Below are 25893 nucleotides of genomic sequence, written 5' to 3' on the forward strand. Positions count from 1 at the left end.
CGTGACGGAGTCGACGGACACGAGGTGCATGGCGGCGCAGGGTAGGCTCGCCGGCTCGCCCCCGCCGTTTCGCAAGGCCCTCCTCGTGATCAGCCTGTCCGGTGTCGGCGTCGACATCGGCGCCCGCACCCTGTTCTCCGACGTCTCGTTGCGGTTCCCGCCCGGCCGTCGCGTCGCCCTCGTCGGTGGCAACGGTGCCGGCAAGACCACGCTGCTCAACGTCGTCGTCGGCAACCGCGAACCCGACCGGGGCATCGTGAGCCGGCCGAAGGACCTGCGGATCGGGTGGCTGCCCCAGGACGTCGTCGACGCCGTCGGGGAGTCGGGCACCGTTCTCGACCACGTGCTCGAGGGGGCGTCGCACATCCTGCGCTACGAGCACGAGATGCGGGACCTCGAGCGGCGCATCGAGACCGTCGACGAGGCCGAGCAGGAGCGCCTGCTCAACCACTACGCCAACGTCCAGGACCGCTTCCAGCAACTCGGCGGCTACGAGGTCGAGGCCGAGGCGCACCGGGTGCTCGCGGGGCTCGGGTTCGCTCCCGACGATGCCGCCCGCTCGACCGGCGAACTCTCCGGAGGCTGGCGCGTGCGCGTCGCGCTGGCCCGCCTGCTGCTGGCCAAGCCGGACCTGCTGGTGCTCGACGAGCCGACCAACCACCTCGACCTCGACACCATCGCCTGGCTGGAGCAGACCCTGCACGACCTGCCCGGCGGATTGCTGTTCGTCAGCCACGACCGCGACTTCATCGACGGCGTGGCGGACCGCATCGTCGAGCTGGCGGCCGGCACCGCCGCCGAGTACACGGTGCGCGGCGGCACCACGGCGGCGGAACAGGGCGGGTTCGCCTCGTTCGTCGCCCAGCGCGAGGACCGGCTGGCCCAGCTGCGGGCCGCCAAGAGCCAACAGGACCGGCAGCTCGCCCAGGCGGAACGCTTCATCGAGCGCTTCCGCTACAAGGCGAGCAAGGCCCGCCAGGTGCAGTCGCGGATCAAGGCCGTCGACAAGGTCGACCGGATCGAGATCCCCGACCACCGTCAGCTCGTGGCCCGGTTCGCCTTCCCGCAGCCACAGCGCTCGGGTCGCGTGGTCGCCGAGCTCAGCGGCGTCAGCGTTCGCTACGGCGACAACCAGGTCCTCGACGGCGTCGACCTGGCCGTCGAGCGTGGCCGCAAGGTGGCCATGATCGGCCCCAACGGTGCCGGCAAGACCACGCTGCTGCGGCTGCTCGCCGGTTCGCTGACGCCGGACACGGGGACGGTCGAGCTCGGGCACAACGTCGACGTCGCCGTGGTCGACCAGCACCAGGCCGAGGTGCTCGACCTCGACCGCACCGTCGTCGAGGAGTTCCGCACCGCCCTGCAGGAGCGTCATCGTGACGTCAACCACCGCTCGATGCTCGGGGCGTTCGGCTTCCCGGGCGACCTCGCCGATCGCAAGGTGGGGGAGCTGTCCGGCGGTGAGCGCACCCGGCTCGGGCTGGCCAAGGCCATGGCCTCGCCCGTGAACCTGCTCCTGCTCGACGAGCCGACCAACCACCTCGACCTCGCCAGCAGGGACGTCCTCGAGGACGCGCTCGACGCCTATCCCGGCACGGTGCTGCTCATCACCCACGACCGGCACGTCATCCGTGGCGTCGCCGACGCCATCGTCGAGGTCGGCGGCGGGCGCGCGCGCTGGTTCGACGGGACCTACGAGGAACTGCAGTGGCGTCGCGACGCCGAGCCGGGCCCCGGTCGGTCCGCTCCCTCGGGACGCTCCGGCGCGGCGCCCGGCGGACGTGGCGGTGGCGGCGCGGACGACAAGCGCCGCGCCGCGGAGTCGCGCAACGCCCGCCACCGCGCCACCAAGGACCTCCGCCGCGAGGTGGGCCGCCTCGAGGACGAGCTCACCCGCGTCGAGCAGCGCGTCGCCGAACTCACGCGCGAACTCGCCGATCCCGGGGTCTACGGCGATCCCGACCGGGTCAAGGCGCTGGTCGCCGAGTACGGCCAGGCCAAGGACCGCGCGGCCGGCCTGCTCACCGCCTGGGAGGACGCGCAGACGCGTCTCGAGCAGGCCGAGGCCGCGCTCGACTGACCCGCCGCGCCGCGCCGGGCACGGGCATCGTCGGACCGACGCAAGCCGCGTAACCCGTGTCGCCTCGGCTCGTTGACGTCTGCGAGCCCGGCACGCCGATGCCGACCGGGCGGGAGAGCGGGGAGCGAGATGGCACGCAGGCGGCTCATGACGATGCTGGCGACGCTGGTCGCCGTGACGGGCGTGTACGCGGCCCCGGTCGCGGCGCAGAGCCTGCCGCTGCCGGACGTCGGCGGTGGAAGCGTCGACGACAACCTGGAGGTCGAACTCGACGTCCGGCTCGGCGACGAGGTCGAACTCGGCCCGAAGCTCGGTGTGGGGACCGACGACGGCGTCCCGCAGCTCGAGGCGGGTGGCAGGGTGAAGGTCGGCGAGACCGAGGTCGACCTCGGCCGGAGCGCCCCGCCGCCGCCCGGACCAGCGCCGTCGCCCTCGCCGTCGCCCTCACCCTCACCCTCGCCGTCGGACCCGCCGTCGGACCCGCCGTCGGCCGACCGCTCGGACGACGGCTCGGCGCCGCGCCCCGAGCCCACGCCCGACGACGAGGTCGAGGCGGCCGGTGGTGCCGTGACGTGGACGCCACGACACCAGGCGCAGTTCGAGGCCTTCCGGGCCCTGCGCGACCACGACATCGCGTTCGGGACCAGCAGCTCCTCGGTCCTGCCGGGTGTCGAGCTCGCGCCGCGCCGCGTCGGGGACGAAGACGACGTGGTCGACCACCTGGTCTACGACGTCCCTGAGGTCGCGCCCGGTGTGGCCGCGGCCTCACCCGTGGAGTCTCGTACGGGCGCGACGCTGGTCGCCGCCCCCGTCGGTGCGCCCGGACGGCAGGTTCCGCTGCCGTTGCAGGTCCTGACCGGCGTGTTGCTCGCCGGTACGGCCCTGGCGTGGAACCTCACCCGCCGTGAGCTCGGGTGGGCATTCTCCGGTCTGCGCGACCGCGCCTGACCGGCCGCGGTTCTCCGACCGCCGGCGCCGGGAGCCCATCCCGGCCGGGGCGGGTTGACGCCGGTGTCACGTTGCGGGCGGCGGAACGGATGCGCGAACATCGTTCCGTGCGCTTGGTGGTGGCGAGGCCTGCGGCCGGCCGTCCGCGTGCCCGCATCCTCGAATCCGAACGGAGCCTGCCGTGCCCGAGCTCGACGACGCCTACTACGTCGACGGTGTCCGCCTCCCCATCGGCCGCGCCAAGGACACCGGCTACTACGCCGGCACCCGCGCCGACGACCTGTCGGTGCGTGCCATCCGCGCGCTGCTCGACCGCAACCCCTCGGTTCCCGGTGAGCGCATCGACGACGTCGTCTGGGCCGCGACCGCACAGGTCGGCGACCAGGGGCTGACACTGGGGCGCTCGCTTGCGATCCTCGCGGGGCTCGGGAAGCAGGTCCCCGGCTATGCGCTCGACCGGATGTGCGCCGGCGCGCTGACGGCCATCGTCAACGCCGCGAACGCCGTGCGGGTCGGGGCGCAGGACCTCGTTCTGGCCGGTGGTGTCGAACACATGGGTCACCATCCCATGGGCGACGAGGTCGACCCCAACCCGCGCTTCCTGTCCGACCGGCTGGTCGACCCCTCGGCGCTCGTGATGGGCAACACGGCCGAGAACCTGCACGACGTCTATCCCGAGGTCACCCGCGAACGTTGCGACGCCTACGCCCTGGGGTCACAGGAGCGCGTGGGCAAGGCCCGCGCGGACGGCGTCTTCGACGCGCACGTCGTGCCCGCGACGGTGTGGTCGGCGCAGGACGGCTGGCGGGTCGTACGCGAGGACGAGCATCCCCGGCCCGGCACGACCATGGAGGACCTGCAGCAGCTGCGTTCGCCATTCCGCGCAGGCGGTTACGTCACGGCCGGCAACGCGGCTGGTCTCAACGACGGTGCCGGTGGCGTGCTGCTCGCCTCGAAGCGCGCGGTGGAGGAGTACGGCCTGGCGCCCACCATGCGCCTGCGCGACTACGCCTTCGTCGGCGTCGAGCCCGAGACGATGGGGTCGGGGCCGATCCCCGCCACCGAGAGGCTCCTGCAGCGCACCGGCCTCGCCATCGACGACCTCGACGTCATCGACATGAACGAGGCGTTCGCCGTCCAGTGCGTCGCCTTCCTCGACCACTTCGGCCTTCCGCTCGACGCGCCCCACGTCAACCCCTACGGCGGCGCGATCGCGATGGGCCACCCCCTGGCGTTCTCCGGTGCGCGGCTGGCGATGGAGGTCGCGACCTACTTCCAACGCAACCCCGACGCACGCCTCGGCCTGACCACGATGTGCGTCGGCCTCGGTATGGGTGCCGCCGTGCTGTGGGAGCGGGTGTGACGCACAGCGCCCCACGGCCAGGAACGACTTCGCAGGAGCGACCCATGAGCGACGACGTCCACACCCGCTTCAAGCTGACCTACACCGACGCCCCTCGCGCCGGCCGGCTCGCGATCCTCACGATGGACAACGGGCGCGACTACACCAAGCCCAACACGTTCGGCGCCCAGGCGCTGCAATCGTTGTCGGCGGCGCTGGACGAACTGGCGACGCAGACCGACGTCAAAGGGCTGCTGCTGACCGGCAAGCCGTTCATCTTCGCCGTCGGGGCCGACCTGACCCAGTTCGCGGGCATGGACGCCGAGGGCGCGCGCGCCGGTGGCGAGGGCGGTCACGAGGTGTTCGCCCGCCTGATGGCGTTGCCGTTCCCCACGCTCGCGGCGATCAACGGCGCGTGCATGGGCGGCGGGCTCGAGATCGCGCTGCACTGTGATTACCGGACCGTGTCGACCGGTGCCGCGGCGATCGCGTTCCCCGAGGTCTTCCTGTCGATCGTGCCGGGCTGGGGCGGTACCCAGTTGGCGCCGAGGATCGTGGGCGCGCAGAACGCGGTCGACGCGATCGTGGTCAACGCGCTCGACAACAACAAGATGATGAAGCCGAAGGAAGCGTTCGAGCGCGGGTTCGCCGACCGCCTCATCGACTCCGCCGTGTTCCTCGACGACTCCATCGCCCTGCTCGAACGCCTCGTCACCGGCGAGGAGACCATCGTGCGCGAGGTCGATGCGACGGTGGGCCTGGACGAAGCACTCGCCAACGCCCGCGCGTTCGCCGACGCCAAGGTCCACGGCGCGACCCGGGCCCCCTATCTCGCCCTCGAACTGATCGAGTTCGCCGCGCGTGGCGGGGACCTGGCCGAAGGGCGTGCGCGCGAGGCCGAAGCGCTCGCGACGTTGTTGCCGGCCCACCAGGCACAGGCGTCGGTGTACGCGTTCGACCTGGTCCAGAACCGGGCCAAGAAGCAGCCCTGGCGCCCGGACGCACGGCCGCGCCGCCTGCAGAAGATCGCCGTCGTCGGTGCGGGGCTGATGGGCGCGCAACTCGGCGCGCTCCACCTGCAACGGCTGGAACTGCCGCTCGTGATGAAGGACATCGACGAGGGCGTCCTCGGCCGTTGTCGCGACCACATCGAAGGCGAACTCGACAAGCAGGTGGCGAAGGGCCGGATGAAGGCCGGCAAGGCCAGCTTCCTCAAGGGGCTGGTGACCTACACCACCTCGTACGAGGACGTCCGCGGCGCCGACTGGGTCATCGAGGCCGTGCTCGAGCGCATGGACCTCAAGCAGGCCATCTTCGGCGACCTCGAGGCGGTGCTCGACGACGGCGCGATCCTGGCCACCAACACCTCGTCGCTGTCGGTCGGGGAGATGGCCGGGAAGCTGTCGCACCCCGAGCGGGTGGTCGGCTTCCACTTCTTCAACCCCGTCGCCGTCCTGCCCCTCGTCGAGGTGATCAAGCCCGAAGGCGTGGCCGACAAGGCCATGGCGACGGCGTTCGACGTGGCCAAGAAGCTGAAGAAGACGGCCGTCCAGTGCGCCGACCGGCCGGCGTTTATCGTCAACCGGCTGCTGTCACGGTTCAACGGCACGGCGGTGACTGCACTGCGGCACGGCAACGACTTCCGGCAGATCGACGAGGCCGTCAAGGGTCTCGGGCTCCCGATGGGGCCGTTCGAGCTGTTCGGCCTGGTCGGGCTGAAAGTCGCCTTCCACACGGCGCAGACGCTCGCGGACGCGTTCCCGGACCGGTTCGTGATCGACGACAACTTCCGGGCGATCGCCGACAGCGACCTGCCGGGGATCTACGACTGGTCCGCCGGCGGCGAGGTGTACGCCGGGATCCGCGACCTGGTCCAGGTCGACGCCGGGGCGACCCCGCTCACCGACGACGAGATCCGCCGGATGGCGCTGGAGGCCGCCGCCGACGAATGCGGACGGATGCTCAACGACGGCACCGTCGCCGACGCGCGTGACATCGACACGGGGATGATCATGGGGGCCGGCTTCCCGTTCTTCATGGGCGGGCTGTGCCGACACCTCGACCAGACCGGCATCAGCGAGCGCGTCCTCGGCCGCACCCTCATCACCCCCGAGGACCACGCCCAACGCTGACCCCCGCACCAACGTGGAAGGGTGCATCCTGACGCGCAAATGCCCGAGTCAGGATGCACGCTTCCGCGCGCGTGAGGCGAGCACGGCGGACAGCAGCACGACGAAGTCGTCCCACTCGCGGTGGAACATCTCCCACGTCAACGGCAACACCACCCACTGGTCGGTCGCCGCGATGGCATTCTGTCGAGCGACGTCGCGCCGGAGTTGCGTCACCGTCGAGTGAAAGCTGAAACCGAGGCATTCGACGGCGACGCCCAGCGCCGACCAGACGATGTCGAGACGGCGGACGCCGTCACGCGTGGCGACCTCGCCTTGCTGCCCATCCGGTTCCAGACCCGCCTCCTTCAGGCGCGCGACGACACGGTGCTCGAAGCCCGAGTCCGAGCCATCGTCGGCGAGCAGCGAGACGACCCGGCGCAGCTGTGCCCGTCCGCGGAATCGGCGGTCGCGTTGCAGCAGCGCCGCAGCCTCCGACAACGCCATCCGACGCCGCAGACGCACGTCGATCGCGACGTTGGTGAGCGTCGTTTCGTCGGCCAAGCCCGCCAACTCGCGCAGCAGTCGGACCTGGGTCACGACCTCGAGGCCGTCGACCACGGTGACGTCACCACTGGGCAGCTGGCGGTAGCGGCGCGTGGTGACGCGGTCTCCCTCGACGGCGGCGACGCCAACTGGTCGCAGCAGCTCGAGCTTGGTCGGCGCGGCGCGCCGGAGTCCATGGAGTGCGGCCGCGGACCAGCCCGTGACCACGCTGCGCGGGTACGCCAACAGCGCTGCCTGCAGACGTGCCTGCAGGGTCTCCGCAACGCCCGGCAGCAGCCAGCAGCCGGGCGCCAGCTCGGACCAGCTCTCGCGGCAGGCGCGTGACGCCAAGGTCGATGGCGACAGACCGGCGTCCCGCGCACAGACACGCGAGACCACGCCGTGTTGTCGGCCAGCGATCGTGTGCAGCGCGCTCCAGGTCATGCCGGCAGCATCGCGGTGGTGAACCGCCTGCGGTGATCCGGCGCGTTTCGGACCGTGGATGAGCCCGGCCGAGTGCATGCGTGCATCCCGCCCTGACTCTGTGCGCGTCAGGATGCACGAATCCGGCGGGAGCCGCGAAAACGTCCGGCCGGCGCGTCTGCGCCGGCCGGACGGAATCATCGCGGTGGGGTCAGCGGTCGGTGACGGGGACGTAGTCGCGTTCGCCTTCGCCGACGTAGAGCTGGCGAGGACGCACGATGGCCTGTTCGTCGTCGAGCAGGTTCTCCTGCCAGTGGGCCAGCCAACCGGGGATACGCCCCATGGCGAACAACACCGGGAACATCGAGGTCGGGAACCCCATCGCCTGGTAGATGATGCCCGAGTAGAAGTCGACGTTGGGGTAGAGCTTGCGCTCGACGAAGTAGTCGTCTTCGAGGGCGATCTTCTCGAGCTCGACGGCGATGTCGAGCAGCTCGTTGCGGCCCGTGACCTCGAACACGTCGTGGGCGAGCTGGCGGATCACCTTCGCGCGCGGGTCGTAGTTCTTGTAGACGCGGTGGCCGAAGCCCATGAGGCGGAACTTGCCCTCCTTGGCGGCGGCGACGTAGTCCGGGATCTGGTCGACCGAACCGATCTCCTCGAGCATCGTGAGCACGGCCTCGTTGGCACCGCCGTGCTTGGGGCCGTAGAGGGCGGCGGTCGCGCCTGCGGCGGCCGAGTACGGGTCGGCGTCCGACGACCCGATGGTCCGCATCGTCGTGGTCGAGCAGTTCTGCTCGTGGTCGGCGTGCAGGATCAGCAGCACGTCCATGGCCCGCTCGAGCACCGGGTCCGGCTCGTACTTGAGCTCGGTCGTCTTCCACATCATGTTGAGGAAGTTGCCGGCGAACGTGAGGTCGTTGTCGGGGTAGGCGTAACGCATCCCGATCGAGTGCCGGTAGGCGAACGCGGCCAGGGTCGGGAACTTCGCGATCAACCGCACGATCTGCTTGTGACGGTTGTCGGCGTCGCCGATGTCCTTCGCCTCGGGGTAGAACGTCGAGAGCGCACCGACCGTGGACACCAGCATCCCCATGGGATGGGCGTCGTGGTGGAACCCGTCCATGAACTGCTTGATGTTCTCGTGGATGAAGGTGTGGTGGGTGATCTCGTAGACCCAGTCGTCGTACTGCTGCCGGGTCGGAAGTTCGCCGTGCATGAGCAGGTAGGCGACCTCGAGGAACGACGAGCCCTCAGCGAGCTGCTCGATCGGGTAGCCGCGGTAGCGCAGGATGCCGGCGTCGCCGTCGATGTAGGTCACGTCGCTGCGGACGTTCGCGGTGTTCTTGAACGCGGGGTCGTACGACAGCAGGCCGAAGTCGTCGTCACCGACCTTGATCTGGCGCAGGTCCATGGCCCGGATCGCGCGGTCCTCCACCGGGATCTCGTAGGTCCGCCCGGTGCGGTTGTCGGTGATGGAGAGCGTGTCCTTGGTGTCGCTCATCGGGCAGGGGTCTCCTGGTTGGACGGGCGCGGGAAGTGCCTCCAACGCTAGCGGCCACGACGCCCTGCCGTGTTCGCCGAACGTCGGGGGCGGCGCCCTCGCGTTCCCCTCGCCTCGTGGGCCGGCAGTCGGTCGTGGGGGTCCTGACGGGCGCTGAACGCACGGGTCGGGCCAACGAGGAAGGTTGCAGCTTCAAGTATCGTTGTGCTTGCATACGCAACTATCCACGGCTCCGAACCGGAGTGCACCCCCCTCGCGGCTCCCGCGCCGCACGATCCCGAAGGACGCAACCTCATGAGCACCGCCACCTCCACCCTCCCCACCACCGGCACCTGGGTCATCGACGCGTCGCACTCGAGCGTCGAGGCGATCGCCAAGCACCTGGTCGTCAGCAAGGTCCGCGGCCGCTTCAGCCGCTTCAGCGGCACCGTGGTCATCGCCGACCAACTCGAGAACTCGACGGTCGACGTGACGATCGAGGCCGCCTCCATCGACACCAACGACGAGCAGCGCGACGGACACCTTCGCGGCGAGGACTTCCTCGACGTCGACAACCACCCGACCCTGACGTTCCGTTCCGACCGCGTGAAGGAAGCGGGTGACCACTACGTCGTCCCGGGTGAGCTCACCATCCGCGGCGTGACGCGTCCCGTGGAGCTCGAGGTCGAGTACCTCGGGCTGATCAAGGACCCGTGGGGCAACGACAAGGCCGGCTTCACGGCCAGCACGACCATCGACCGCGAGGACTTCGGCATCACCTGGAACGCGGCGCTCGAGACCGGCGGCGTCCTCGTCGGCAAGACCCTCAAGATCGAGATCGACCTGCAGCTGGCGCAACAGGCCTGACCCGCAGGCGACGAAACGCCCCGGCACCGCACCCGCGGTGACCGGGGCGTTCGTCGCGGCCGGCAGGACGGTCCGTCACACGGGAGCGGTCAGGCGGTCGTGTCGGTGCCCCGTGCGCGCGAGGCGATGCGGTCCAGCGCCCGGATGAGCACCTCGACCTCGTCGTCCTCGAGCAGCGACGTGAAGTGCTCGTCGACGCCGCGCAGGTGCGTCGGTGCCGTCGAGCGCAGCATCTGCAGACCCTGCGGCGTCAGTTCGGCGAAGGTCCCGCGGCGATCGTCCGGGCACGCGGCCCGCTGGACCAGCCCCTCGGACTCCATGCGGTCGACCAGGCGGGTCAATCCGCTCTTGGACAACAGCACGGCCTCGGCGAGTTCCTGCATCCGCAGGCGGTGCCCGTCGGCCTCCTGCAGGTGGACCAGGACGTCGTACCAGGCCAGCGGCAGCTGGACCTGTTCACGCAGTTCGCGGCCGAGGACATCGGTGACGCGGGCGTGCGCCTCCAGAAATGCCCGCCAGGCGGCCAGCCGCTGGGCGGGGATGCGGGCATGGCCGGTGGCGGCGGGGGCGGTGTCGGTGCTCATGCCGCGAATGCTACCCATGCGGCCCGGGGCGATCCCTCCGCTCCGGCGTTGCGGCCACCTCGGTACCGCGGGCGTCGACGTGGCCGCTGCCGTCCGCCGGCTGGCAGCGCGGGCACCAGTACACCAGCCGCTGTTGCTCGCCCAGGTGGCCAGCACGGATCGCGCTCCCGCACCGCCGACACGGTGCCCCGCCGCGCCCGTACACCCACAGGGTCCCGACGGGTGCACCGGTGACCGTCGTGCGCGAGGACGATTCCAGGTTGCGGCGCAGCAGGCGCGCCGCCGTGTCGTAGACGGCGCGTCGCACCTCGACTGGAACGGCCGCCAGCGGCAGATGGGGGTCGAGACCGTGCAGGAACGCCACGTCACACCGGTAGACGTTGCCGATCCCGCAGGCCACCGACTGGTCCAGCAGGACCTCGCCGATGGGACGCCCGGGATCCTGGCGGTCGAGTCGCGCGAGGACGTCGTCGAGGTCGGCCCGCGGTTCGCACAGGTCGGGCCCCAAGCGGCGCAGCGTGGGATGTCGGGCCAGGCCCTGCTGGTCGAGGACCTCGACCACGGGGGCGGCGAAGCAGACCGCGGTGGCGCCCGCAACGCCCAGGACCACCCGGGCCGACCGCGGCGACTTCTGCCACCGCTCGCCCGGCCGGTAGACGTGCCACGACCCCGTCATTCGCAGATGAGTGTGCACCACCAGGCCTTCGTCGGTGTGGACGAGCAGGTGCTTGCCTCGCGCCTCGACGCGCGTGACGGTGGCGCCCGGGCGGGGCAGTGGTGGACGCAGGCGGGGGAGTTCGACCCGGGTGAGCGCCCGGCCGACGAGGACGGGGCGGAGCGCCGCTGCGGCGCGATGGATCGTGTCTCCCTCGGGCATTCCGTGAGCGTACGGGCGGGTGCGGCCCTCGATGCGACGAGCCTCCCACCGAAGGGTGGGAGGCTCGTCGTTGCGACGCGAAGACGTCGGCCGCGCGGCGCGGGCAGCAGGGCCGCCCGTGCCGGTGAAGTGCCTACAGGTCGTAGGGCCGCAGGGTCCCGCGGCCGTTCTCCTTGGCACGCTTGGCAGCGTCCTGGAGCAGCGCGCTGATCTTCTCGTTCAGCGCGTCCGGGAGGCTCGAGTCCATCCGGAGCTCGAGACCCTTGACGGCCTCCTTGACCTTGCTCTGCACGATGAGTGATTCCGCCATGACGGTCTCCTTCTGTCTGGATCGGGAGCGGCGGAGCACCATAGAACCCTCGAGGGCGGAAACGCGAGTACCCACCACGCGCCGAGGGGCCCGTCCACGCGACGCGCGGCCGGTCACGGACGCAGCGTCATCCCGCGATAGCCGGTGGTGAACCCCGCCTGCTCGAGTGCGGCCACCCAGCGCGGCTGCTCGTGGACAGGGTCGCCGTCCACCCGCAGTACCTCGAGCTTGCGGAGACGGCCTGGTCGCACCAGCAGGCGCAGAGCGGCCAGCCAACGCTCCGGCGCGACCGGGTGGTCGAAGGTCGCGAGACTGCGTCCTCCGCGTTCGACGAACACCGCCGGCAGCCCGTCCACGAGCACGACGAAGGCGCCGGCGGAACGGGCCGGTCGCCCGGCGCTGGGTGGCCAGGCCAGCGCCGCCCCGTAGGGCTGCGCGGGGTCGGTCGCCGCGAGCACCACCACGCGGCCCTCACCGGGATGATCGGGATCGAACCACGGCTCGTCCTCGGGTGCCTCGCGATGGCTTCGAAGGCGGTCGATCGCCCCAGAAGCCGCGAATTGTGCCGCTCCGAGCCCAGCGACGACGTAGCCGCGACGAACCTGACCGGCTTCCTCCATCGCCTTGAGCACGGGATAGACGGCACTGAAGCCGCCGGTCACCGCCTCGATGCGCAGCGCCTCGCGGGTGAGGACGCCGTGCCGCTCCAGCAGTTGTTCGGCCAGGGCGTGGGCACGCTCGGTCGCGGTCGGCGCCGGTTCGAGCAGTTCTCGGGTGAGCGACCAGCGACCCTGCGCCGACGGCGGGCCCAGGCGCGTGAGCCGTCCCGGTCGGGGGCGACCGCCCGCCCGTCCGCCCGAGGAACGCCTCGCCGGCCCGAGCGCGCGAACGGGGGCATACGTGTCGTTGGTGACCTCGCCGGCCCAGACCAGGTCCCACAGCGCCGCGAGCACCAGGTCCTGGTCCGGCACGCCGGAGGCCGCGAACAGCTCCGGCCAGAACGACGCACCCCGCTGCGCGAGGTGCGCACGCAGCGCATGGTGGACCTCATGTTCGGGTGGTTCGCCGACCGGAGTGGGGGCCAGCAGGTGCACCTGGTCGCGGAAGCACAACACGACCCGTCCGTCGCTGGCTCCGAGCGGCTCGACCCCGAGCCACACCACCTCGCCGGCGGCGACGAGCTGGTCGAGATCGCCGGGCCGATAGCCCTCGACCCTGGCGGGGAGCACGTCAGCCTCCAACACCGAGGCGGGAACGGGGACCCCCTGGAGCTGGGCGACGGTCTCGACGACGGCTTCGAGTCCGCGTCGTGGCCGTCCGGCGGCGCCGCGCACCTGTTGCCACACCGGCAGGAACCTCCCGAGTGCCGCCGCGTCGACCGGTTCGACCTCGGCCCGCAGCGCCGCGAGCGATCGACGTTTGAGCCGGCGCAGCAGCTCGCGGTCGATCCACTCGCGTTGAACGCCACCGGGTCGGAACTCCCCGTGGAGTACCCGGTCCTGGCGTTGCAACCACCGCAGCGTCGCCTCGACCCGCTCGACGGGAACGGACAGGCGTGCCGCGCACTCGGCCGTCGTGAACGGTCCGTGGGTGCGGGCATAACGGCCGACGAGGTCGCCCAGTGGATCGTCGACGGGCTCGGTGAACGCCTGCGGCAGCCCGGGTGGGAGCGCCACGCCGATGGCGTCGCGCAACCGGCTCGCGTCCTCGGCCGCGGCGTACCGGACCTCACCGCCCATGCGGACCTCGATGGCGCGACGCTCGGCGACGAGAGCGCGTACCCAGACGGTGGGGTCGCCCGTGGCGCGCTCGGCCATCTCCGGACCGGTGAGGTCACCGAGGTGGCGCAGCAGGTCGTGCAGCTCGTCGGCGTCCCGTGCCCGCCGGTCGAGCGGCGCGGCGCCGGCGTCGTCGCCACCCTCGTCACCCGCAGCCGGCGCCAGGTGCTGCAGCTCGCGCTCCAGCGCGGCCAGCACCTCGGCGTCGAGGAGGTCACGGAGTTCGTCGCCACCGAGCAGTTCGCGCAGCAGGTCCGCGTCCAGCGCCAACGCCGCCGCCCGTCGCTCGGCGAGCGGCGCGTCGTACTCGTACATGTACTGGCCGACCCAGCCGAACAGCAGCGACTGCGCGAACGGCGACGCGGACCCGGTCTCGACCGTGACCAGCCGCACGCGGCGGGCACGCAGGTCGGTCAGCAGTGTCCGCAGACCCGGCAGGTCGAACACGTCCTGCAGGCACTCGCGGGTGGCCTCGAGCAGGATCGGGAAGCTCGGGTAGCGCGATGCGACCTGGAGCAGGTCCGCGGCACGTTGGCGCTGCTGCCACAGCGCGGTGCGCTGTCCCGGCCGTCGCTTCGGCAGCAACAGCGCGCGCCCGGCCGCCTCGCGAAACACGGTGGTGAACAGGGCCGTGCCCGACAACTGCTCGACGACGAGCTGCTCGACCTCGTCGGGGTCGAGCAGCAGTTCCTCCAGCGGGATCTCCTCGAACAGGTCGCCTCCCGCCCCGGGAGCGACGGCCTCCTGCAGGCGCACGACGATGCCGTCGTCGGCCCACAACATCTCGGGGTCGAGGCCGAGCGCGCGCAGCCGTCCCTCGATCGCCATCGCCCACGGCGCGTGGACCTGCGCGCCGAACGGTGACAGCAGGCACACGCGCCAGTCACCGAGCTCGTCGCGGAAGCGTTCGACGACGATGGTGCGGTCGTCGGGCAGCGCGCCGGTGACCTCCGCCTGTTCCTCGAGGTAGGCCACGAGGTTGTCGGCGGCCCAGGGGTCGAGGTCGGCCTGTGCCTGCAGTCGGCCGACCTCGGCGGCGCGGTCGTTCCGCGCCGCCGCGAGCACCTCGCGGTGGAAGACGCCCATGGCACGGCCGAGCTCGACGGGCCGGCCGGGGCCGTCGCCGTGCCAGAACGGCAGCTTGCCCGGCTCGCCGGGTGCCGGCGTGACGACGACCCGCTCGTGGGTGATGTCCTCGATACGCCACGTCGAGGCACCGAGCACGAAGGTCTCGCCCGGGCGCGACTCGTGGACCATCTCCTCGTCGAGTTCACCGACCCGGGCACCGTCCGGCAGGAAGACCCCGAACAGGCCACGGTCGGGAATGGTGCCCGGGTTGGTGACCGCGAGTCGTTGCGCCCCGGCCCGCCCACGGATCGTGCCGGCGACGCGGTCCCAGACCACCCGTGGGCGCAACTCGCTGAACTCGTCGGAGGGATAGCGGCCCGCGAGCAGGTCGAGCACCGCGTGCAGCACGTCCTCGGACAGTTCGGCGAACGGTGCCGCCCGGCGCACCAGCGTGGCGATGTCGGTGACGGACCACTCCTCGAGCGCCACCATGGCGACGATCTGCTGGGCGAGCACGTCGAGGGGGTTGCGCGGATAGCGGGTCGACTCGATCTCGCCGGCGTGCATGCGTTGCACCACCACGGCGGTCTCGACCAGGTCGCCGCGGTACTTCGGGAACAGCACCCCCCGCGAGGGTTCGCCGACCTGGTGGCCGGCACGACCGATCCGCTGCAGGCCGCGGCTGACCGCGCCGGGGGAGGCGACCTGCACCACGAGGTCGACCGCGCCCATGTCGATGCCCAGCTCCAGCGAGGACGTCGCGACCAGTCCGCGCAGCCGTCCCGACTTGAGCTCGTCCTCGATGGCCAGCCGGCGTTCCCGCGAGAGCGAGCCGTGGTGGGCCTTGACCAGTTCGGGTGGCGGCGCGTCTCGTGAGCGGCCGTAGTCGTCCAGCGCCGCCTCGAGCTCGGCGCCTTCGAGCCCCTGCGCCTGCAGCGTCGCCTGGTGCTCGCGCAGGGCGTGCAGCTCGTTGAGCTTGGCGGCCAGCCGCTCGGCGAGGCGCCGCGCGTTGACGAAGATCAGCGTCGAGCGGTGGTCCAGGACCTCGTCGAGCAGGCGGGGGTGGACCGCCGGCCAGATGGACCGCCGTGACGGACCTGCGGCGGCGGGCCCGCCCGAGAGCGGCAGCGCGTCCTCGCCGGGCTGCTCGGAGCCGAGTTCGGCCATGTCCCGGACGGGCACGACCACCTGCAGTTCGAGGGGTTTGCGGACGCCGGCGTCCACGATCGTCACCGGCCGGGGTGCGCCGTCGACCTGGCCCCCGAGGAAGCGCGCGATCTCGTCGAGCGGTCGCTGCGTGGCCGACAGCGCGACCCGTTGGGGCGCCGGCCGCGGCGGCGCACCGTCGTCGAGGCCGCCCAGACGGACCTCGTGCTCCAGTCGCTCCAGCGTCAGCGCGAGGTGGCTGCCGCGCTTGGTCGGCGCGAGCGCGTGGATCTCGTCCACGATGATCGTCTCGACGGAGCGCAGCGACTCGCGCGCCCGCGAGGTCAGCATGAGGTACAGCGACTCGGGGGTGGTGATCAGGACGTCGGGCGGATTGCGGCGCATCCGCTCGCGTTCGGCGGTGGGCGTGTCGCCGGTCCGCACGCCGACGGTGGGTCGGTGCACCTGCCCGCCGTCGCGTTCGGCCGCCAGCCTGATGCCCTCGATGGGTGCCCGCAGGTTGCGGTCGACGTCGACCGCGAGCGCCCGCAGCGGCGAGACGTAGACCACCCGCAGCCGTTGCTCCTTGGGAGGTACCGGCGCGGTCATGAGCCGGTCGATGGCCCAGAGGAAGGCCGTCAGCGTCTTGCCCGACCCGGTGGGCGCCAGGATGAGCGTGTGTTCCCCGGAGGAGATCGCCGGCCAGCCCTGCGCCTGCGCCCCCGTGGGGGCCGCGAAGGTCGTCGAGAACCAGGTGCGGACGGGCGCACTGAACGGTGCGAGGACGTCGTCCGTCGGGTTCGGGGCGGTGCGCGACTCGCTCATCCGCCGCACGGTAGCCCTCGGGTGGGACCCGACCGGTCCCCATACCCACGTCCACCCGGGTCCGAAGGCCGGACATGTCCACCACCGTCGTGCTGTTCACCCGCGACCTGCGCCTCACCGACCACCTGGCGCTGACGGCCGCGGTGGGTGAGGCGGACACCGTCGTGCCGTTGTTCGTGCTCGACACGGGCATCCTCGGCTCCCGTTACGCCGCACCCAACCGGGTCGGCTACCTGCTCGAGGCGCTCGCGGACCTGCGCACGCGCCTGCGCGAGCGCGACGGTGAGCTGTTCGTCCGCCGGGGCGACGCCGCCACCGAGGTCGCCGCTGTCTGCGCCGAGGTGGGCGCGAACCGGGTGCGCCTGTCCGCCGACCACAGCGGCTTCGCCCGTCGACGGGTCGCGCGTCTGCGCCAGGTGTGCGCGTCATCGGGAATCGACGTGACGGAGCATCCGGGAATCACGGTCGTCGACCCGCAGGCGCTGCGACCCGCTGGCGGCGACCACTTCCGGGTCTTCACCCCCTACTGGCGTCGCTGGGAGGCCGAGCCCCGACGCGCGCTGGTCGACGCCCCCGCTCGTGTACCGGTGACCGGAAAGCTCGACGCCGGTGACCTGCCCGACTGGCGCGACCTGGTCGCCGGCGAGCGATCGTCCGGGGTCATCACGGGCGGTGAGACCGCAGCGCGGGGCCGACTCGCGGCCTGGTTCGAGGAACAGGGGGTCGCCACGTACGACGACACCCGTGACCGCCTGGCCGCGTCGACGTCGCGGTTGTCCGCGGACCTGCACTTCGGCTGCCTCTCACCCACCGAGATCGAGGCCGCGGTCGATCGCGACCACCCCGCGCAGGAGGCGTTCGTCCGCCAGCTGTGCTGGCGCGAGTTCAACACGCAGCTGCTCGCCGCCAACCCCGAGCTGCCACGGGTCGAGTTCCGCAGCCAGGGCGATCGCTGGGGGACGGAGGCCGACGCCTTCGCCGCGTGGCGCGCGGGCGCAACCGGCTATCCCGTCGTCGACGCGGGCATGCGGCAGCTCCGGCAGGAGGGCTGGATGCACAACCGGGCGCGGCTGCTGTGCGCCTCGTTCCTCACCAAGCACCTCTACCTCGACTGGCGGCTCGGTGCCTGGCACTTCATGGACTGGCTGGTGGACGGCGATCTCGCCAACAACTTCGCCCAATGGCAGTGGGTGGCCGGGACCGGCACCGACTCCCGTCCCAACCGCATGTTCAATCCGGTGACCCAGGGGCAGCGCTACGACCCCGACGGCGCCTTCGTGCGGCGTTGGGTCCCCGAGCTCGCCGACCTGCCGGCTCCCGACATCCACGCGCCGTGGGAGCAGGACGACACGCTGTTCGGCGAGGACCGGGACTATCCGCCGCCGATCGTCGACCACGCCGAGGCCAGGGAGCGGTTCCTGCGCGCCCGCGGCCGGTGACGGCTCCACGGCGTGCAGGCCGTCGACGGCGTGCTGGCTAGCCTCGCGCTCCCGAACGTCCGCCGACTCCCAGGAGCATCCGTTGCAGCTCGATGACCGTTCCGTCGCCGTCGTCACCGGTGGCGCCTCCGGGCTCGGACACGCGACCGCACGTGCACTCGCCGGGCAGGGTGCCCGGGTCCTGCTGCTCGACCTGCCGAGCGCGGACGGCGCCGCCGCTGCGGAACACATCGGCGAGGCGGCGCGCTTCGTCCCGACCGACGTCACCGATCCGGACGCCGTGGCCGAGGCCATCGCCCAGGCCGGCGAGCTGGGTGACCTGCGCGTCGCCGTCAACTGCGCCGGCGTCGGCTGGGCGTCGCGCGTCCTCGGCAAGCAGGGGCCGCACGACCTCGACCTGTTCCGCAAGGTCGTCGAGGTCAACCTGGTCGGCACGTTCAACGTGCTGCGGCTGGCGGCCGAGGCGATGGCGGCCAACGAACCGGTCGACGGTGATCGTGGGGTGATCGTCAACACCGCGTCCATCGCCGCGTACGACGGGCAGGTCGGCCAGGCCGCCTACAGCGCGTCGAAGGGCGGCGTGGTCGGGCTGACGCTGCCCGTCGCCCGCGACCTCGCCCGCCGTCAGGTCCGGGTCTGCACCATCGCCCCGGGCACGTTCGACACCCCGATGCTCGCCGGTCTGCCCGAGGAGGCGCGAACGGCGCTGGCCGAGGACATTCCGCACCCGCACCGACTGGGCCAGCCCGACGAATACGGGCTGCTGGTGACCCAGATCGTCGCCAACCCCTACCTCAACGGCGAGGTGATCCGTCTGGACGGGGCGCTGCGCATGGCGCCTCGCTGAACGGGAGAACGGCCGAGCGGTGACCGAGCGCCCCGACGAACGGACCGGCGAACTGCCGCCGTTCCTGCGCGACGTGCTGGGCCGCGCACGGCCGCTCACCGACGAGGACCGTGCCACCGAGCAGGCGCTGGTGGAATTGGGCCTGACGCCGGCGCAGGCCCGGTCCGCCGTCGCCGAGGGCCGGGTCCCGCTGGTGCTGGCTCAACGCCTCCTCGGTGACGTGCCGAGGTATGACCTGGAGGAACTCGCCGCCCGTTCGGGCGTGCCCGCCGCCGTGCTCCAGCGGGTCCGGGTCGCCAGCGGCCTGGAACTGCCAGAGCGGTTCAGCGACACCGACCTTCGCTGGGCGACCCACCTCGAGGCGTTGCTCGAGGTGCTGCCGGTCGAGGCGGTGGTCCGGTCGGCGCGTGCCCGCGGCACCGCGCTGAGCATGGTGGCACGCAGCGATCTCGGCGTCGTGCGCGACGAGGTGCTGTTGCCGATGCGCCAGGCCGGCGCCGACGACCTCGCCATCGCCTCCGGGCTGGCGCAGACCGCGCGGCTCCTCGACGAGCTCAGCCGTGACGTGCTGACCATCACCTACGGCCTGCATCTCGAGCACCAGCTGGGGACCGAGCTCGCCGCCGTGCTGACGCGCACGCAGGCCGCCGAGGTGCAGGTCGCGGTCGGGTTCGTCGACGTGGTCGGCTGGACCTCCCTGTCGTCACGGGTGGACCCGGCCGGACTCGACGACGTGCTCGATGCGTTCGAGGAGCGGGTGGTCGCGGTCACCGCGCCGGATCGCCAGGTGAGCGTGGTCAAGTACCTCGGCGACGCGGTCATGCTGGTGGCGGCCGACCCGGCGCTGCTGATCGGTGCCATGGTGGAGCTGACCAGTCCGGTACCCGAGCTCGAGGACGTGCCGTTGCGCGGTGGCATGGCCGCCGGGGGCGCCCTGGTCCGCGAAGGCGACGTCTACGGCCCGCCGGTGAACCGGGCGGCGCGACTGACCGATCTCGCCCGGCCCTGGAGCCTGCTGGTGGACGACGACCTCGCCGAGGTCGTGCCCGGCGGCCTCACCACACGGCGGCTGCGTCCGGTCCGTCTGCGCGGTATCGGGGTACGTCGCCCGCTGTCGGTCCGGCCCGCGAAGGCGGCCCCCGGGGCGAAGTAGGCTCCGCAACGGCTGTCCGGACGCGTCACCGACCGGGCAGATGAGGACCACGGCGGCGGGAGCGGTGTGGAGACGATCGGACACGCGGACCGGCTCACGTCGCTGGACGCGGCATTCCTGAACATGGAGGCGCCCACGCGCCACATGCACGTGGGTGGACTGTTCATCTTCGACCCGCCGGGCAAGGAACAGGGCGAGCCACGGGACCTCGACCACACCGGCTTCCTGGAACTGGTCCGCTCGCGGCTCCACCTGGTCCCGCGCTACCGCCAGAAGCTCGCCTTCCCGCCTCTCGCACTGGGCAACCCGGTGTGGGTGGACGACGACCATTTCGACCTGTCCTACCACGTGCGCCATGCGGCGCTCCCGCGCCCCGGCACCATCGCGCAGTTGACCGAGTACTGCGCCCGGATCCTCTCCCGCCCGCTGGACCGTGACCGTCCCCTGTGGGAGCTCTACGTCATCGAAGGGCTCGAGGAGGGCCGTTTCGCCCTGCTGGGCAAGAACCACCACGCCATGATCGACGGTCTCGCCGGGATCGACATCGCGACGGTCATGCTCGATGTCACGTCAGACACCGGGACGCCGCCCGAGCCCGAGCCGTGGGTGCCGGCGCCCGCGCCCGGGCGGGCCCGACTGCTCGGTGCCGCCGTCCGCGACGCGTTGACCAGCCCCGCCCACCTCGTGGCGTCGGGGCGGCAACTGGTCGCCGCGCCGACGAAGTCGGCCCGTCGAGCCCTCGAGATCGGACGCGCGGCCGCGTCGATGGCGCGCACCAGCCTCGTCCACACCGCGCCACGGTCGCTGCTCAACCAGCCCCCGGGACCGCACCGTCGCTTCGCGATCCAGCGCATCCCGCTGCAGGACGCCAAGCGGATCAAGAACGCCTTCGGCACGACGGTCAACGACACCGTGCTGGCCGCGGTCTCCGATGCGATCGGCCGATTCCTGCGCGACCACGGGGCGACGACGGACGGGCTCTGGCTGCGGGCGATGGTGCCGGTCAGCACACGCGCGGGCTCCGAGGCGCACGCGCTGGGCAACCGCGTCGTGGCGGTCTTCGTCGACCTGCCCGTCTTCGAGCTCGACCCGATCGAGCGGTTGCGGATCTGCCACGAGGCCATGCGCGAGGTCAAGTCGAGTCACCACGCGGTCGGCGCGGGATTCCTGATCGGCCTCACCGAGTTCGCACCGCCGACCCTGCACGCGATGGCGGCGCGGGCCGCCGTCAACAGCCGGTTGTTCAACTTCCTCGTGACCAACGTGCCTGGGCCGCAGGTGCCGATCTACTGCCTGGGGGCGCGGCTGCTCGGCGCGTTCCCGTTCGCCCCACTGGCTGCGACGCAGTCGTTCGCGGTCGGCCTGACCTCGATCGACGGGTGGCTCAACTTCGGCTTCACGGCCGACTACGACGCGCTGCCACACATCGAGCAGGTGACCGGGCACCTGCGCGACGCCTACGCCGACCTGCTGCGCTGCGCCGAGGCCGTCGAGGCCGGATGATCCGCGCTGGCGGGTCAGCCGACCGCCAGCGCACTGTTGGACGAGCGACGGACGTTGTCGAGTTCCTTGACCACGCCGAGGGCGAGGGCGCGCGACCGGTCGAGTTGCAGGATCGCCGGGGACTCGAGCGCGGTCTCGGCACCGGCCTCGAGACCGCTGCGCCAGGTCGCCAGCACGTCGTCGCCGACGCCCGCGGCGACCCGGGCGTTGTAGCCGTCGACGTCGCCGGCCTCGAGCGCGGCCAGCGACTCGTCGGCGAACGCGTCGAGCGCGTCGAGCAGTTCGGCGTGGGCGGCGGCCAGGTCCTCGATCCCCGGGAACGACGCTGCCTGCTCGACCGCGGCCCGGTAGTCCGCGAGACGCGAGCGCTCGTTGCGCCACGCGGTCGCGTGCACGTCCGGGTCGTCACCCTCGGGCATGGCGTCCACGGTCGCCGCGTAGTCGGCGGCGGCACCGTGCAACCCGGCGGCGACCGCGCCGAGCTCGGTGACGGCGTCCGCCGAGGCGCGGAGGTCCTCCGCCAGGTCGAGCAACTGGTCCTCGAGCGGGTCGATGCGTGCGAACAGCGGGTCGACGTCGGCGACCGGCAGGGCGTCGGGGCGGTCTGGCATCGGGACCGCGGCCGCCTCCTCGATCCGATCGGCCTGATCACGCAACAGTGCCGCCTGGCGTTCGATGTCGGCGGCGACCGCGGCCGGGTCGCGGTCGGATCCGGTGATGGCCTCCGCCGTCAGCACCTGCAGCGCGGCCGTGGTCTGTTGCGCGTCGTGCGTCGGCGCCGCGACGACGGCACGCAGCTGTGCCAACTCGCGAGCCAGGTCCGTCGAGGCGGCCGCGAGCTCGGCGCGCTCGACCCGCTCGGCCTCGGCGGTGGCGCTGCGGGCGCTGATCGTGGCACCGGCGGCGCCGGCCACCAGGGCGAGACCGAGCAGGGTGGCGGTGGCTTTGCCGGGAACGTGGGCAGGCATGGGTGATTCCTCGAGCGGGGGAAGCAAGCAAAGGCGCCCACACGGCGGGGGCGCGACGGCCCTCGAGGGTACGGTCCGGCGCGGCACGCCCCACTCGGTCCCCGTCCACATGGACGGTGCCGGACGGACGGGGTCATGCCGCGGCGCGCAGCGCAGGGAAAGGGCCGCCCATGGGTGGAGAAACACTCGAACTGCAGGTCAGGCGCCTGCATCCGGACGCGCAGGTGCCCACGTACGCGCATCCCGGTGACGCGGGCCTCGACCTGGCCAGTGTCGAGGCGGTGACGCTTGCGCCCGGTGGCCGCGCCGCGGTGGCCACCGGACTGGCGATCGCGGTGCCCGACGGGTGGGTGGGGCTCGTCCATCCGAGGTCCGGGCTCGCCCGCCGGCACGGCATCACGGTCGCGAACGCCCCGGGGACCATCGACGCCGGCTACCGGGGCGAGGTGCTCGTGCTGCTGGTCAACCTGGGGGAGGACACCGTGGTGCTGGAACCGGGGGAGCGCATCGCCCAACTGCTGCTTCAGCGTGTCGGTCGTGCGGAGGTGCACGAGGTCGACGAGCTGGACGACACGGCCCGCGGTGATGGCGGCTTCGGGTCGACCGGGCGCGGTACCCGGGGCTGAGGCGCCAGCACGACATCGTTTTGCTCGGTTCGGTGGGAGCGGTTACCTTCCCGACCGCACGCGGATGTAGCTCAGTTGGCTAGAGCGCCACCTTGCCAAGGTGGAGGTCGCGAGTTCGAATCTCGTCATCCGCTCCACGAAACCCCGCTTCGGCGGGGGTTCGTCGTTCATGAGCACGGCATCACCGGCACGGGTAGAGGCGTCCGGCCTGGGAAGAGCGGCCCAGCTTCGGGGGACGGGCCGTGGGCGGCGGTCTAACGTCTGAAGTCGGTTGGTCCTTCCGCGCCGTCGCTCCTTCGGCGCAGCGCTTCCTCTTCCGACTCGAGGTGACGTGGACGTCCCCTTTGCTGCCCTGGCTCCGCTGGTTGTTCTGGCGCTGGCATTCATCGTGTACTGCCTGGTCGACCTGCTGCGCTCCGACGACGTTCGTGGACTGCCGATCTGGGGATGGGCCGTCCTGATCGTGGTCTCTGTGCCGCTGGGCGGTATCGCCTATCTGGTCTGGGGCCGGCCGTCTTGACTCCGCCTGCCGTCCTCACGCAGGGATTGACGAAGCGATACCGCGACCACACCGCCCTCCGCGACGTCGATCTGGCCGTCCCGGCGGGCGGCGTCTACGGCCTCGTGGGCCCCAACGGTGCCGGAAAGACCACGTTGCTGTCGTTGCTGCTCGGTCTGCGGCAGCCGACGTCGGGGACCATCCACCTCGAGGTGGCGCGCACGCGCATCGCCGCCGTTGCGGACACGCCGCAGTTCGATCCCTGGCTGTCGGCACGCGAGGTCGTTGACCTCTCCCGCCACCTGCTGGACGGGTCGATGCCGGCATCGCGCGTGGACGACGCCCTCGGACGTACCGGCCTGGCGGACGCCGCGGACCGACGTTGCGGGGGGTTCTCGCGAGGGATGCTGCAGCGTCTGGGGCTGGCTGCCGCCGTCGTCGGTGACCCCGAACTGCTGATCCTGGACGAACCGGCCAGCGCGCTTGATCCGGCCGGCCGGCGCGACGTGCTCGACCTCGTGTCCGCGATCGGCGAGCAGTCGACCGTGCTGTTCTCCAGCCACATCCTCGCCGACGTCCAACAGGTCAGCGACACGGTGGGGATCCTTCGCGACGGCGTCCTGCTGTTCCAGGGACCCCTGACCGAACTGCTCGTCGGGCGCGCCTCGCCGGCCGTGCGCGTGCATGTCCGCGACCGTGCGGCGGCACTGACGGCGTCGCTGCGTGACGAGCCCTGGATATCCCACGTCGACGTGGACGGCCCGTACGTGCTCCGGGTCGTCACCGTCACCGCCGAGCACGCCGAGCGTGAGCTTGTCCGCGCCCTGGCGCGGCTGGGTGCGCGAGTCGTGAGCCTCACTCCCGAACGGGGCGACCTCGAGCAGGTGTTCCTCGAGCTGACGGGCACCGCGGTCACGGAGGGAGAGCGGTGACCGCCTGGCGCCTCGAGTGGTACCGCCTGGTGCGGACCCGCCGTCTGCTTGCGCTCGTGATGGTCTTCGCCTTCTTCGGTTTCACCGCCCCGGTGATCACGGCTTACATGGACCAGCTGGTGGGCGCCGCCGGCCAGGGCCTCGTCATCCAGGCCCCGGACCCCACCCCCGAGCTGGCGGTGGGGCAGTTCACCTCCAACGCTTCACAGATCGGTGTGCTGGTCGCGATCGTCGTCGCCGCCGGCGCCCTCGCGTTCGACGCCAGGCCCGAGCTGGCCACCTTCCTGCGCACCCGCTCGGGGAGCATCTGGCAGTTGATCCTGCCGCGGTACGTCGTGTCCACGCTCGCCATCGTGGCCGCTTTCGCGCTCGGCGTCCTTGCCACGTGGTACGAGACGGTCGTGCTGATCGGCGCCCCGGACGCCGCCGGCATGGTGGTCGGCACGCTGCTCACCGGCGCCTACCTCGCCTTCGCCGTGGCGGTCACCGCGCTCGCCACGAGCCTCACGCGCAGCGTCTTGACTGCGGTCGCCGTCACGGTGGTCGTGCTGCTCGGGCTCCTGGTCCTCAGCGTGGTCGAAGCGCTGGCACCGTGGCTCCCGAGCCGGTTGATCGGCGTGTTGCCGGGGCTCGCCGCCGGCAGCGACGCGGGCGATCACCTCCGGGCCCTCGCAACGACGGTGGTCGTGACCCCGGTGCTGCTCCTGCTGACGGTCCGGAGGTTGGAGCGCCGGGAGGTGTGAGCGGCCACGACCCGTCGCGCGCTGCGTCCCGGAGCGGTCGGGCCGCCGAAGGAGCCGAGTCTCGTGTCAGGTGACGGCTCGCGATGGGGATGGTCGTAGGGGCTTCCGGCCCGGGACGGGCGACGCTGGAGGGCGCAAGCTGGTTCGTGGACGCGGCATGGAGAGCGTCCAGAACGGTCGTCGCGAGGAGGTATCGACCATGCGAGCCCTGGTGGTGTACGAGTCCATGTTCGGCAACACGGCGAAGATCGCGACGGCCATCGTGGCCGGTTTGCGCGACACCCTCGAGGTCGTCCTGTCCGAGGCCCACGAGGCACCGACGCAGTTGGCGGCCGGCTGGGACCTGGTGGTGGTCGGCGGTCCGACGCACGCGTTCGGAATGAGTCGGGCATCGACGCGTACGTCCGCGGTAGAACACGGTGCACCTGCGGGAATGCGGGACCGTCAGGGCATCCGTGAGTGGCTGGCCGACGTATCGATCCAGGCCCCGCTACCGCTGGCGGCGGCGTTCGACACCAAGGTCGCCAGACCCGACCTGCCGGGCTCGGCGGCGCACAAGGCAGCACGGCGGCTGCGCAGCCTCGGCCTGCGCCTGCAGCTACCGCCCGAAACGTTTCTCGTGGAAGACCTGTCCGGACCGCTCCTTGCCGGCGAGGTCGACCGCGCCAGCGCGTGGGGGCGGGAGCTCGCCGCGAAGGTCACGGGCCGGCACACGACACCAGCCGCGCGCAGCCGGCCCTCGAGCCGGGCGCGGGTGGGCTCCTCGGCACGAACGGGACCGTCGTAAGCCGCGGTGAT

Annotated in this window: 21 protein-coding genes and 1 tRNA gene; 15 read left to right on the forward strand and 7 right to left on the reverse strand. The window is 71.8% G+C overall.

Translation table 11 applies throughout. The annotated features are described in order from the left end of the window. The first annotated feature begins 28 nt into the window (after window positions 1-28). The 4 genes from ACERMF_RS15815 (at window position 29) to ACERMF_RS15830 (ending at window position 6502) form a co-directional block, all read left to right on the forward strand. Window positions 29-2080 carry an ABC-F family ATP-binding cassette domain-containing protein gene (locus ACERMF_RS15815; RefSeq protein ID WP_373670110.1) on the forward strand — a complete coding sequence of 684 codons (2052 nt, stop codon included), beginning with the start codon at window positions 29-31 and terminating at the stop codon, window positions 2078-2080. A gap of 129 nt (window positions 2081-2209) precedes the next feature. Continuing rightward, window positions 2210-3028, forward strand: a complete 819-nt coding sequence (locus tag ACERMF_RS15820) for a hypothetical protein (RefSeq protein ID WP_373670111.1) — start codon at window positions 2210-2212, stop codon at window positions 3026-3028. A 181-nt stretch (window positions 3029-3209) separates the two neighbouring features. Continuing rightward, complete coding sequence (locus ACERMF_RS15825) at window positions 3210-4391, forward strand: acetyl-CoA C-acyltransferase (protein ID WP_373670112.1); 1182 nt, start codon at window positions 3210-3212, stop codon at window positions 4389-4391. A 44-nt stretch (window positions 4392-4435) separates the two neighbouring features. Then, window positions 4436-6502: a 3-hydroxyacyl-CoA dehydrogenase NAD-binding domain-containing protein gene (locus tag ACERMF_RS15830; protein ID WP_373670113.1), complete on the forward strand. Its 2067-nt coding sequence runs from the start codon at window positions 4436-4438 to the stop codon at window positions 6500-6502. A gap of 48 nt (window positions 6503-6550) precedes the next feature. Here ACERMF_RS15830 and ACERMF_RS15835 read toward each other — a convergent pair whose 3' ends face one another. Both ACERMF_RS15835 and ACERMF_RS15840 read right to left on the reverse strand, forming a co-directional pair. Beyond that, window positions 6551-7468 carry a hypothetical protein gene (locus ACERMF_RS15835; RefSeq protein WP_373670114.1) on the reverse strand — a complete coding sequence of 306 codons (918 nt, stop codon included), beginning with the start codon at window positions 7466-7468 and terminating at the stop codon, window positions 6551-6553. A gap of 190 nt (window positions 7469-7658) precedes the next feature. Then, window positions 7659-8951 (reverse strand): citrate synthase, encoded by a 1293-nt coding sequence (locus ACERMF_RS15840; RefSeq protein ID WP_373670115.1) that lies wholly within the window; start codon window positions 8949-8951, stop codon window positions 7659-7661. Window positions 8952-9245: 294 nt separating this feature from the next. Here ACERMF_RS15840 and ACERMF_RS15845 point away from each other — a divergent pair, with 294 nt between their 5' ends. Beyond that, entirely contained in the window at window positions 9246-9797 is a 552-nt protein-coding gene (locus ACERMF_RS15845) for a YceI family protein (protein WP_373670116.1), read from the forward strand. An 89-nt stretch (window positions 9798-9886) separates the two neighbouring features. Here ACERMF_RS15845 and ACERMF_RS15850 read toward each other — a convergent pair whose 3' ends face one another. The 4 genes from ACERMF_RS15850 to ACERMF_RS15865 form a co-directional block, all read right to left on the reverse strand. Then, a complete protein-coding gene (locus ACERMF_RS15850) occupies window positions 9887-10381 on the reverse strand; it encodes a MarR family winged helix-turn-helix transcriptional regulator (RefSeq protein ID WP_373670117.1) in 495 nt (164 codons plus the stop codon). A 10-nt stretch (window positions 10382-10391) separates the two neighbouring features. Continuing rightward, window positions 10392-11258, reverse strand: coding sequence for an Fpg/Nei family DNA glycosylase (locus ACERMF_RS15855; protein WP_373670118.1), 867 nt, complete (start codon window positions 11256-11258; stop codon window positions 10392-10394). Window positions 11259-11391: 133 nt separating this feature from the next. Beyond that, the gene (locus ACERMF_RS15860; protein ID WP_373670119.1) at window positions 11392-11568 is read right to left on the reverse strand and encodes a DUF1931 domain-containing protein; all 177 of its coding nucleotides are present in this window, start codon (window positions 11566-11568) and stop codon (window positions 11392-11394) included. Window positions 11569-11681: 113 nt separating this feature from the next. Further along, a complete protein-coding gene (locus ACERMF_RS15865; RefSeq protein WP_373670120.1) occupies window positions 11682-16385 on the reverse strand; it encodes a DEAD/DEAH box helicase in 4704 nt (1567 codons plus the stop codon). 74 nt (window positions 16386-16459) lie between these two features. On the opposite strand from ACERMF_RS15865, the gene ACERMF_RS15870 reads away from it, so the two are divergent. The 4 genes from ACERMF_RS15870 to ACERMF_RS15885 all read left to right on the forward strand — a co-directional run bounded on the left by ACERMF_RS15870 (window position 16460) and on the right by ACERMF_RS15885 (window position 21327). After that, window positions 16460-17824 carry a deoxyribodipyrimidine photo-lyase gene (locus ACERMF_RS15870; RefSeq protein WP_373670121.1) on the forward strand — a complete coding sequence of 455 codons (1365 nt, stop codon included), beginning with the start codon at window positions 16460-16462 and terminating at the stop codon, window positions 17822-17824. An 82-nt stretch (window positions 17825-17906) separates the two neighbouring features. After that, a complete protein-coding gene (locus ACERMF_RS15875) occupies window positions 17907-18671 on the forward strand; it encodes a 3-hydroxyacyl-CoA dehydrogenase (protein ID WP_373670122.1) in 765 nt (254 codons plus the stop codon). A gap of 19 nt (window positions 18672-18690) precedes the next feature. Continuing rightward, window positions 18691-19824 (forward strand): hypothetical protein, encoded by a 1134-nt coding sequence (locus ACERMF_RS15880; protein ID WP_373670123.1) that lies wholly within the window; start codon window positions 18691-18693, stop codon window positions 19822-19824. Window positions 19825-19890: 66 nt separating this feature from the next. Then, window positions 19891-21327, forward strand: coding sequence for a wax ester/triacylglycerol synthase family O-acyltransferase (locus tag ACERMF_RS15885; RefSeq protein WP_373670124.1), 1437 nt, complete (start codon window positions 19891-19893; stop codon window positions 21325-21327). A 14-nt stretch (window positions 21328-21341) separates the two neighbouring features. On the opposite strand, the gene ACERMF_RS15890 is transcribed toward ACERMF_RS15885, so the two are convergent. After that, the gene (locus ACERMF_RS15890; protein ID WP_373670125.1) at window positions 21342-22295 is read right to left on the reverse strand and encodes a hypothetical protein; all 954 of its coding nucleotides are present in this window, start codon (window positions 22293-22295) and stop codon (window positions 21342-21344) included. 170 nt (window positions 22296-22465) lie between these two features. Between ACERMF_RS15890 and dut the strand changes: the two genes are divergently transcribed. From dut to ACERMF_RS15920, 6 genes are all read left to right on the forward strand, one after another. After that, window positions 22466-22921, forward strand: a complete 456-nt coding sequence (gene dut / locus ACERMF_RS15895; protein ID WP_373670126.1) for a dUTP diphosphatase — start codon at window positions 22466-22468, stop codon at window positions 22919-22921. 60 nt (window positions 22922-22981) lie between these two features. Continuing rightward, window positions 22982-23058: transfer RNA gene (locus tag ACERMF_RS15900), tRNA-Gly, on the forward strand. Between the two features lie 194 nt (window positions 23059-23252). Further along, window positions 23253-23441: a PLDc N-terminal domain-containing protein gene (locus tag ACERMF_RS15905; RefSeq protein ID WP_373670127.1), complete on the forward strand. Its 189-nt coding sequence runs from the start codon at window positions 23253-23255 to the stop codon at window positions 23439-23441. Window positions 23442-23467: 26 nt separating this feature from the next. Beyond that, window positions 23468-24352, forward strand: a complete 885-nt coding sequence (locus ACERMF_RS15910; RefSeq protein WP_373670128.1) for an ABC transporter ATP-binding protein — start codon at window positions 23468-23470, stop codon at window positions 24350-24352. Then, window positions 24349-25095, forward strand: coding sequence for an ABC transporter (locus tag ACERMF_RS15915; RefSeq protein ID WP_373670129.1), 747 nt, complete (start codon window positions 24349-24351; stop codon window positions 25093-25095). The genes ACERMF_RS15910 and ACERMF_RS15915 overlap by 4 nt, the downstream gene beginning before the upstream one ends. A gap of 157 nt (window positions 25096-25252) precedes the next feature. Beyond that, window positions 25253-25882: a flavodoxin domain-containing protein gene (locus ACERMF_RS15920; protein WP_373670130.1), complete on the forward strand. Its 630-nt coding sequence runs from the start codon at window positions 25253-25255 to the stop codon at window positions 25880-25882. Window positions 25883-25893 lie beyond the last annotated feature (11 nt).

The organism is Egicoccus sp. AB-alg6-2 (assembly GCF_041821025.1).
Taxonomy (GTDB): Bacteria; Actinomycetota; Nitriliruptoria; order Nitriliruptorales; family Nitriliruptoraceae; genus Egicoccus.